Source organism: Puniceicoccaceae bacterium, assembly GCA_040224245.1.
Lineage (GTDB): Bacteria > Verrucomicrobiota > Verrucomicrobiia > Opitutales > JAFGAQ01 > JAKSBQ01.
The window spans coordinates 43,080-52,913 of the sequence record JBEGIR010000059.1; the positions used below are offsets into that span (position 1 = coordinate 43,080).

General features: G+C 53.0%; 4 protein-coding genes. 3 read left to right on the forward strand and 1 reads right to left on the reverse strand.

What is annotated here, in order from left to right:
* Positions 1-35 precede the first annotated feature (35 nt).
* The 3 genes from ABQ298_09635 to ABQ298_09645 all read left to right on the forward strand — a co-directional run bounded on the left by ABQ298_09635 (position 36) and on the right by ABQ298_09645 (position 7,063).
* On the forward strand, positions 36-1,403 hold the full coding sequence (locus tag ABQ298_09635) for an MFS transporter (protein ID MEQ9824634.1): 1,368 nt from the start codon (positions 36-38) through the stop codon (positions 1,401-1,403).
* Positions 1,404-1,600: 197 nt separating this feature from the next.
* On the forward strand, positions 1,601-4,723 hold the full coding sequence (locus tag ABQ298_09640; protein ID MEQ9824635.1) for an ATP-binding protein: 3,123 nt from the start codon (positions 1,601-1,603) through the stop codon (positions 4,721-4,723).
* A gap of 114 nt (positions 4,724-4,837) precedes the next feature.
* A complete protein-coding gene (locus ABQ298_09645; protein MEQ9824636.1) occupies positions 4,838-7,063 on the forward strand; it encodes a TonB-dependent receptor in 2,226 nt (741 codons plus the stop codon).
* A 175-nt stretch (positions 7,064-7,238) separates the two neighbouring features.
* Here ABQ298_09645 and ABQ298_09650 read toward each other — a convergent pair whose 3' ends face one another.
* Complete coding sequence (locus ABQ298_09650) at positions 7,239-9,296, reverse strand: methyl-accepting chemotaxis protein (protein MEQ9824637.1); 2,058 nt, start codon at positions 9,294-9,296, stop codon at positions 7,239-7,241.
* Positions 9,297-9,834: the final 538 nt, after the last annotated feature.

Here is a 9,834-nt window from a genome sequence, read left to right on the forward strand (position 1 = left end):
AGAGTGTTGTCCGATATTTTCGAGATTTTTGCGTTTTGAAAGAAACCTGCCGGGAGTTCTGGGGCATTCAAATCATCAACTTCGTGGACTGCATTGCCTACTTTGCGATGCTGACCATCGCATCCGTTTTTTTGTCGGAAGAACTGGGAATGACGGATGCACAGGCGGGCTGGACGCTCACCGCATTCACTTCGGCAACATCGGTATTCTTGTTTTTTTCGGGCACGGTGACCGATGCCCTGGGCATCCGGCGCAGCCTGCACCTCAGCATGATCGCCATGTTTGTCCTTCGCCTGGCGGTGGTTGGCATTGCGCTCGTGCCGGCGATCCCGCACAAAGGCATGCTGACGGCATTGTCGCTGTTGCTGATGGCACCCTTCATGGCGGGAGTGCAAACCATCTTCCAATCCGCGTGTAAACGCTACACGACCGCAAAATCCCGTGGAGCGGGGTTTAATGTATGGTACCTTTTCATGAATATCGGTGCGGCGGCTGGCGGAATCTCAATCGACATCATTCGCAAGGGCATGGGACTCTCCAGCGTGCACATTTTCACGCTCTCGGCGGTCTGCGCCGTTGTGTGCTATCTGGTCGCATTGACCTTGATTCACAGCGAAGAACAGCTGCGGGGTGAGGACGAACCTGCTGAACCTGAGGCAAGTGAAGTTGGGGTTCGCAACCCGCTCCACATTGCCAGGGCGGTGTTGTCAAATGCGATCATTTGGAGACTGGTGGTACTGGTGACACTGATTTTGGGAGTGCGCGCGGTGTTCACTTACCTCTACTTGCTGATGCCGAAATACTGGCTTCGCACCATCGGACCGGACGCTGCGTTTGGCACGCTCAACGCGATTAATCCCATTGGCATTGTGATCGGTCTCATCCTGATCATCCCGATCGCAAACAAGTTCAAGGTCTACAATATGCTGGTCTATGGTGCCTTGATCTCGGCATTTGCGCTGCTTCCCATGGCGATTCCATGGGAACGCTATGGCATGTCCATCGTAAGTGCGCACTATACCATGGCCCTGGTTGCAATGGTGATCCTGACTCTGGGAGAAGTCATCTGGTCTCCCAAACTCAACGAATACACTGCGGCAATTGCGCCGCATGGGCAGGAGGGAACCTACCTTGGGCTTTCGCTGGTTCCCTGGTTTTTGGCAAAAACACTGGTCAGCTACTTCTCGGGTTATTTGCTCAATCGCTGGTCTCCGGAGACGGTCGAAGTGGGCGGTGTGGACGTGCCGCTGCAACAGGCATTGATCGAAGGCCAACTCTCTTATTGGGATCGACCCGAAGCCATGTGGTTTTGGCTGGGGCTGTGGGCGGTGGTGGGTTGCCTGATCGCCATCGCACTCAAGGGGTGGATGACCCGGGATGTGAAAGATCCCCGCGTCGCATAGCACTGAAAGTTGCGCGTATTGTTTTTTTCAGATATTTTGAGTAAGGATTCGGCTCAAGCAGTCGATTCTATGCGAAGATGATGTGGTTGTTTGATCGCTCGGATGGAGTCCGTGTTTTGCCTCGGTTTGCGGTGCAGATGACCTGTTCCTGTCCGCTTGTCCCAAGGTGGATACGAAGAGCAGGAGGTGCGTTGTGCATGGTGCTGGCGAGTACACTGGCCCCATTTGCAGGAGTTTCACAGGTAGAATTCGATCCCGAGTTGGAATTTGTGGAGCGAGTCTGGGATCAACAGGCAGGAGCAACCAGCAATCGCATCAATGATGTGATAGAATCCGAGCAGGGATTTCTGTGGATGGCAACCTACGAGGGAGTTGTCCGCTATGATGGTCTGCAGGGGCGCCTGTTCTCGGAGCGTGATCACCCCAGTTTGTTGGGTGGAGCGGTGTTGCTTACAGAAACCAAACCTGGGCACATCTGGGCGTTGGCAACGGGTGGATTTTTGATTCGCATTGTACAAAACGAAGTGACGGCCTGGGAAATCGCGGAATTGGTGTCCGATCCCGATTCGGTCCGGTTGGAGCGGGACTGGATGGGGCGATTGGTCATTTTATCCAGTTCGGGAATCTTTACGGTGGATGCATCAGGATCGGTCGTACCCTATGAATTGCCTCAAAACATGCAGAGACGCACTTATCGCACCCTGCTGTTTGATTCCGAGCAGCAGGTGCTCTGGGTTGCGGATGTCGATGGAAACCTCTGGAAATTGAATGATTCCGGAGCCTCCTTCTTCGATCTCACTCAGATGGGGACTCCCGGTCCTCTCATTTATTCGATATATCCGAATGATGACGGTTCCCTCTGGCTCGCCGTCTCAGGCTATATCGCAAGGTTCGATCCATCGAAGGGATCGCTTGAGGTCATGCCGGAACAGGACTATTATCTCCCTCACCGGCGGGTGCGCTTCGCCCGAAAACGCCATGCCGATGGTCCCGTGTTGTTGGGTACGATATCCTCTCCCCTGTACGCGATTCGCAAGGGGGAGATTGAACCGGTGACCACTGCGTCCGAGGTCGAACGCATCGTTGCGATGACGGAACTTACAAATGGTGGATTCGCGCTCGCAACCTACCATCGTGGACTCGTCCTGTTGCAGCCCAGTCGAGTGAAAGCATTTCATGGGCGAAATGGATTTTTCGATGAAATCGTAAACGCAGTGGACGATGCTTCCGATGGCGGGTGGTGGGTTGCAACAGCTTCTGGTGTCTTTCACTTTGACGGCACAACTTTTCGGCCAGTCGAGCGGAATGGTGAGGCCATTTCAACCTATTCGGTGGATCTCATGGAAGACTCGAGAGGTCGGCTGTGGATTGCCACGCTTGGAGAGGGAGCGTTGATGTTCGATGGTGAGCGGTGGACGCAAATCTCGACGGAGCAGGGTCTGTTCAGCAGCTCCGTCCGCTGTTTTGCTGAAGATCAGTTGGGGCGGATCTGGATTGGAACCATTTCGGGCGTTCACTGCTGGGATGGCGAAATCATCCGCAGTCTGGGGGTGGAGCAGGGTCTGCATAGCCCCTACCTGCTGTCAATGCACGTTGACGCATACAACCGCATATGGGCTTCGACCAACTCGGGATTGTATCGAATTGATGGAGTGCGTGCGGTTGAGATGGAGGCGAGTCAGGATGTGGAAGCTCCATACGTTTCCCGCACCTTCTTTTCCATGAATGCCGACAGCCGGTCCGGTTCCATCGGAGGCATGGCCGGAGGGGTCGTGCGGGTTGAAGGGGAGAACGCATCATTCCTCGACCTCTATCAGGCATTGAACATTGCTTCCGTTTTTCATGTTCTTGATGATGGACTGGGGCATCACTGGGTCACATCGAGTCGTGGACTCTTTCGCCTGAACTCGGAGGAGTTGTACGAGAGTTTGGAATCGGGACAATCGAAGATTCGGGACATCCTGCATGTCGACAGTCGGGATGGTTTGCCGTCGGATGCGATTCGTTCGATTTCCCGGGTGCACCGCGAGGGCGCGAAATTCTGGATTCCGGCAGAGCGTGGCTTTTTTCTGCTCGATGCAGAAACATTTGAGATTTCCCGGCATGTTCCGGATGCCTGGATCGATGAGGTGGAAGTCAACGGCAAGCTACTCGAGGGTGGGTTTCCGCTTCAAAAGGGTTCGTTACGAAGTGAAGCAGGATTGAGGCGATTGCAGTTTCGCTACACTGCGCCGTATTTTGGCGAACCCAGCTCCGTGCTTTTTGAAACCCGGCTGGTCGGATTTGAAGAGCATTGGAGGGAGACTACACTGAGGGAGGTGAGTTATACCAATCTGGCTCCCGGAGAATATCGTTTTGAAGTGCGGGCCATCTCCCGAACGGGCAGTGTGGGTGATCATGCCACCGCAACGTTTGAATTGATCGTTCCTGCCCAATTTTACGAAACCGTTTGGTTCTACCTGATCATCGGTTCGGTGGTGGTCTGTTTATTGTATGGAGTTGTTCACTGGCGACTTCGGTACATGCGGCAAAGCCAGCTGCGGCTGGAGCGGATTGTGGAGGATCGCACGCGAGAGATTGAAGCCCGAAAACAGGAACTGGCGGAGAGCAATACGCGACTGCACGATCTGGTACAGCTGAACAAGGAGTTTATGGGCATTGCAGCGCACGATCTTCGCAACCCGACTGCCGCCGTGATTTCACTAGCGGAACTGCTGGAAGAGGAGCTGGTCGCCCGCGGAATTTCGGAACTTCGCGAATACAGCGAAGGTATCCGGATCAGTGCGAACAACATGTCGTTCCTGATCCGAAATCTTCTCGATGTCAACCGGCTCGATGAGGGCAAAGCGATTGCTCGACTGACTGCGGTGCACGTAGGGAAGGTCGTGCAGGAGGTGTTGGAGCAATCGCACGAGGCCGCAGAACGAAAGCGCATCCGCATGGATTGCGAAGAAGCGGATTTTGCGGATTTGCAGGTGATGGCTGATCGCGGTTTTCTGGCACAGGTTCTCGATAATTTTGTATCCAACGCGATCAAGTATTCCAATATGGGTTCGGTAGTGAAGATTGGTTGCCGGGTCCATGAGGATCAGTTGCGCGTTGAGGTGGTGGATGAGGGGCCGGGCCTCACTCGTGAGGATCAGGAGCGCTTGTTCGAAAAGTTTGCCCGCCTCTCTGCAAGGCCAACTGGTGGAGAAACCTCAAGCGGACTTGGCCTGTCGATTGCCAAGCGGTTGACAGAACTCATGAAAGGGCGGATCGGTTGTGATTCCGAACGTGGACGCGGTTCGGTGTTTTGGGTTGAATTGCCGCGTGCATAGAGCTTGGAAATCGCAGTTTTTATCAGCGATCCGTGTCACTTTGAGTATTAATTGAGATATAGTCTCAAATAATGACTTGACGAATCCAGGGTGGGTTTTTAGGCATCATCGTATATGAGACTGAATCGCAGTATCAAGAAGTTTGAATGTCGTATCGCTACACTGCTGGGTGTGATGTTGACGGGGTCGCTGTCGGCATCGGTGATCCCTCCACTTCCATTTTTGGATCTCGAACCCGTGCTCGTTATCGGGTCGCCAGCCGAAATTCAATACTTGGCAGGATCAGGGTATGTGCTCGACGACGTGACGCTCGAACAGTTTCAATACCAGGACATTCACCAGGTTCTTGCACGAGTGCCGGGAGTTTATGTGAGGCAGGAAGATGGGTTTGGGCTGTTTCCCAATATCAGTTTGCGCGGTTCAGATCCCGGTCGCAGCGGCAAGGTGACCTTGATGGAGGATTCGATTCCTATCGCACCCGCTCCCTATTCGGCACCCGCTGCTTATTTCTCGCCCACGTTGGGGAGAATGGCGAGTGTCGAAGTGCTCAAGGGGTCGAGTCAGGTTCGCTTTGGTCCTCATACTACTGGTGGGGTGATCAACTATCTTTCGACACCGATCCCCGCGCAGAATCAGACCCAGCTCACCGCAAGCTACGGAAGTTTTGGGCAAGTACGGTTGCATGGCACCACTGGCGGCATCGCTCTCCGTAGCGAGCACGCTTCGCTGCACTATCTGCTTGAGTTGCACCATGAGCAGGTGGACGGATTTAAAACGATCAGGCCTGCTGCAGGAGGAGCATATGCGGGTTCCGACGATACCGGATATGAGCGTACGGATGCGATGCTGAAAGTCGGATGGAAGCGGGGTTCGCATGAGCTGAACCTGAAGTTGGGGTATGTGGAGCTGGATTCGCGAGAATCCTATCTTGGACTCAATGATGTGGATTTTGCAAATGATCCCTATGAGCGTTATGCAGCCTCACGTTTTGATGAAATCAACGCCGATCACAAACGCATGCTCCTGACATACACCTGGAGTGTTTCCGAACGTTACCAGAGTGTGGTGAAGTTGTACAACAACCGCTTTCACCGCAATTGGTATAAGCTCGATCAGGTGAACGGACAGAGTCTTTCGACTTCCATGAGATTGGATTCGGATACCTATAAGGTGCTTGATGGTAGCAAAGAGGGAACGCTGAAAGTGAAGGCCAACAACCGCACTTACCGGAGCAACGGGATTCAGTGGTTGCACCAGCTGCAGTTGGATCTGGATCATCACACGCACATTCTCGAGGGAGGTCTTATCTTGCACAGTGATTCGATTCGACGCTATCAGCATGCCGATGTCTTTGCGCAGGAGGCGGATGGGTCAATCTCCGGGTTGATCGAAGTGCGGGGACCGGACAGGGAAGGGAACCGCAAACAAGTGAGCGATGTGACGACGTTTTATGTTGTGGATCGCATCCAGATCGGGAACTTGCGACTCGAGCCAGGATTGCGTTATGAGCAGATCGAATGGGAGTACTGGAGGGCTGATGGTCGACCGAGTCCGACCTTGCGCGAAGGGGACATGTCGATTTTTGCTCCTGGGGTAGGCATGAATTATGTGCTCTCGGAGGGATGGTCTCTCTTTGGTGGACTTCATCGTGGAGTGTCTCCGGTGTCTCCCTCAGGTGCTGCTTCAGGTCTGGAGGAAGAACGCAGTCAAAGCGTGGAATTTGGGATACGCGGCAACCAGCGCGATTGGGCTGTCGAACTGGTGGGCTTCCACACGGATTTTGAGAATCTGGTGACCTCGGAGAGCATCGCCAATGGAGGAAATGATGCCAACATTGGACAGGTGCGGGTCAGCGGACTGGAATGGATGCTTAGCCGGGAGTTGCTTGTGCAGAGCGATCAACGCCTCGTTGTGGAGCTGAGTGGCACCTATACCCGTGCGGAGATTGTGGATCCTACTGACGGTCAAAGCGATCCAGAGTCCATCTTTTTTGGTGCTTTTGATGGTAGCAGAATTCCTTACATCCCGGAATGGATGCTGCAGGCAGGTCTCCACTATTCCCATTCGCGTTGGTCTGCAGGAATCACTGCTGCCTACACTGGAAGCGTGTATGGAACGGCGGATAACCGGGAGTCGGATCCTGATGATATTCGCGTCGGACGAGTGGGAAGTCGATGGGTGGTGGATGCGCAGGTCAACTATCAGATCAGCGAACAGTGGAATGCTTTTCTGGTAGCGCGCAATGTGCTGGATGAAGTTGCAATTGCAAGCCGCCTCCCACATGGACTCAGGGCAACGCTTCCCCGGAGCCTGAAAGTCGGATTGACCCTGTCTCTGTAGGGACTTGAACCGTTGCTCGGCTCATCATCTTCTCTGCAAAAGGGAAGGGGATTGGCGATTGTTGGGTCATTCCGGTAATCCATTGTCTCTGGACCATGTGCAAAAAAAAGCGAACCCGAATGGTTCGGGTCCGCCTTTATCTGAATGAAGTTTGGGCTGTTGGCAGCTGTGCGAATCACACCTTGAATTTGCCCACCTGCTCGCGCAGGGTTTTGGCAATTTCGGTGAGTTCGTGGGCGGCTGAGCTGGTGTTGTTGGCACCTTCCACAGATTCCTTCGCTGCAAAACTGACTTCCTGAATGTTCTCGGACACCTCAGTAGCTCCGGAAGCGGCATGCTGGATGTTGATGGCCAGCTGATTGATCGCTTCGGACACGTTGCCCAGGCTGCTTGAGATCTCGTTGGTAGTGACGGATTGTTCCTCAACGGCAGAGGCGATCGTTACGGCAATGCTACTGACCTCTTCAATGATTTCGGTGATCGAGTTGATCGTTGTGATTGAAGTGTGCGTCTTGCTCTGCATCTCTTCAATCTGCTTGCTGATCTGTTCGGTGGCCTGAGCACTTTGACGGGCAAGATCCTTCACCTCGTTGGCAACAACTGCAAATCCCTTGCCTGCCTCTCCGGCACTCGCCGCTTCGATGGTGGCGTTGAGGGCCAGAAGGTTGGTTTGGGCGGCAATGTTGTTGATGATCTCCACAATCTTGCTGATCTGGTTGGCGGATTCTCCCAGCTCGGACATGACGCTGCGTGCGGATTCGGCCTCACGGTTTGCCTGTCCTGCAATCTCGGATTCTTTGGCGCAATTGTGGGCAACCTCATTGATCGATGCACTCATCTGCTCAACGGCGGAAGCAACGCTCTGTGCAGAGCTGGAGAGTTCGTCTGCGGTCTTGGACATCGTGCTGATGTTGGCGGAGAGTTCTTCACCAGCTGCAGCGACCGTGGTTGAGCGATCATTCATGTCGGTGGACTTTTCAAGCATGCTGCCAGCGGTTTCGGTCATCTGACCGGCGGATTGTGCCAGGATATCGGAAGAGTCCAGGGTTTCGCGAAGAACGGCACGCAGATTTGCAAGGGACTTGTTGAGCGATTGACCGAGAATACCGATTTCATCTTTGGTAACCTGCTTGGATTCTTTGGTCAGGTTGCCTTCTGCGATGGCTTCCACCACCTCGAGAATTTCGTTCATCGGCTTGGTCATGGAGCGCGTGATGAAAATGGCAATGCCGACTCCGAGGATCACAGCAATGATGGTCAGGGCAATGACGATGTTGCGGGAGTTGGAAAGCAGTACCTGATTGGTATTGGTGTCGGTGGTGACCCGATTCATGGACTCGGTGGAAAAGCTGAGCGTCATGTCACTCAATTCATTTCCAATGGTGCTCAGCTCATCCATGTACTGGTTGAGCTGTTCCCAGTTTGCGGTGACGCGCTGAGCGGCTGTTTGATAGCTCTCGCAGGTTGCGATGATTTCATCTACCAGACCCCGGATATAAAAATCCATCGTGGAAGCCTGGGCTTTTTGCAGATCGCTGAGGATCGTTTCAAAGTCCCCGTTGGCTTCAATCACAAGTTGGGGGTCCTGTTCAGCGATTGCACGCCAGGTACGTGTGAAAACGTTTTGACCGTTGCTGATGATGGTATTGACCACATCGATGCGATCCAGGCTCTCTCCGAGAAGTTCGAGAATGACGTCCCCGGATTCGATTTCCATGGTGAGTTCGCCTGTGAAGGTCTCGCGAATCTCACGTGTTTTTTCGACAAACTCGTTGGCACGGGTGTTCACGTCTGCGCGGTTGGTCTGCAACTCATTAATGGCGGTTTCGGTATTGGCGAGAAGTGAACTGTATCGCTCCATGGTTTGCGCACCGCGCTGGGAGATGGCCACTAGCTTGCGTTTGCCGATGTCGTCCGTGTCAATGTTACGCAGTTTTGAGAAGTCATTGGAAATAGCCTCAATATTGGCACGTGCACTTTCAAGAAAACTGCTGTCTTCGGTGGAGGTGTAGGCGCGAACGACATACTGGGTGTCTTTCGCCATTTCGGCAATTTGACTGGCAATGGTCAGCTGGGGCAGGTGTTCGGTCACCGTTGAGGCTGACTTCTGCGTTGCCTGGGTCATCCCTACAACGGCGGTCAGGGCTACGATCACCATGATGACCAGCACGATCCCAAACCCGGCGAGCAGTTTGGTTCCCAAACGCAGGTTCTTGAAAAATTGGAAGCTCATAGTCGATGGTAAGATAAATGGGTTAGTTGATATTGGGCGAACACATCGCTTTTACAATTGAACGACCAACAGAGGATACACTTGAGTCCGGATTAGTTAATTTTTGATGCAAACATGACACTTTGAGGGACAGAAGGCCGCAAAGCATCGGTTTTTCGATTGTGAGAATGCATCTGTAGTGGTTTCGGGGTTACGGTCAGCTTGCTGAGTATGGAGTTTTGTGGGGTTAGCGCAGGTAGACAGGCGCAATTCCTGTCTTCGTTTCTAAGTAGGGTTGGATCTGATATTTTGTCTGTCATTCTCCTTAACCATTGATTGATAGGTATTTAAGTGGATACAGAAATGACCGTCCCCAAATTGTGTGATTGCGAAGTGCAATAAGTTGAAAAATCAATATACATTTAACTCATTGACTGAAAGGCATTTAAGGAAGCGCCAAAAGATTTTTTCTGAAAAGGTATTGACGGTGGGAAAAGAGGGGATTGTATGGGCGTTTTTCCCGACCTGGGTTGGGAAGTTCTTTGGACAGTGAAGGAGG

Bases quoted from the DNA above. Each gene is read 5' to 3' on its own strand.
- ABQ298_09650 (MEQ9824637.1), bottom strand. From the start codon at position 9,296: ATGAGCTTCCAATTTTTCAAGAACCTGCGTTTGGGAACCAAACTGCTC.
- ABQ298_09645 (MEQ9824636.1), top strand. From the start codon at position 4,838: ATGAGACTGAATCGCAGTATCAAGAAGTTTGAATGTCGTATCGCTACA.
- ABQ298_09640 (MEQ9824635.1), top strand. From the start codon at position 1,601: ATGGTGCTGGCGAGTACACTGGCCCCATTTGCAGGAGTTTCACAGGTA.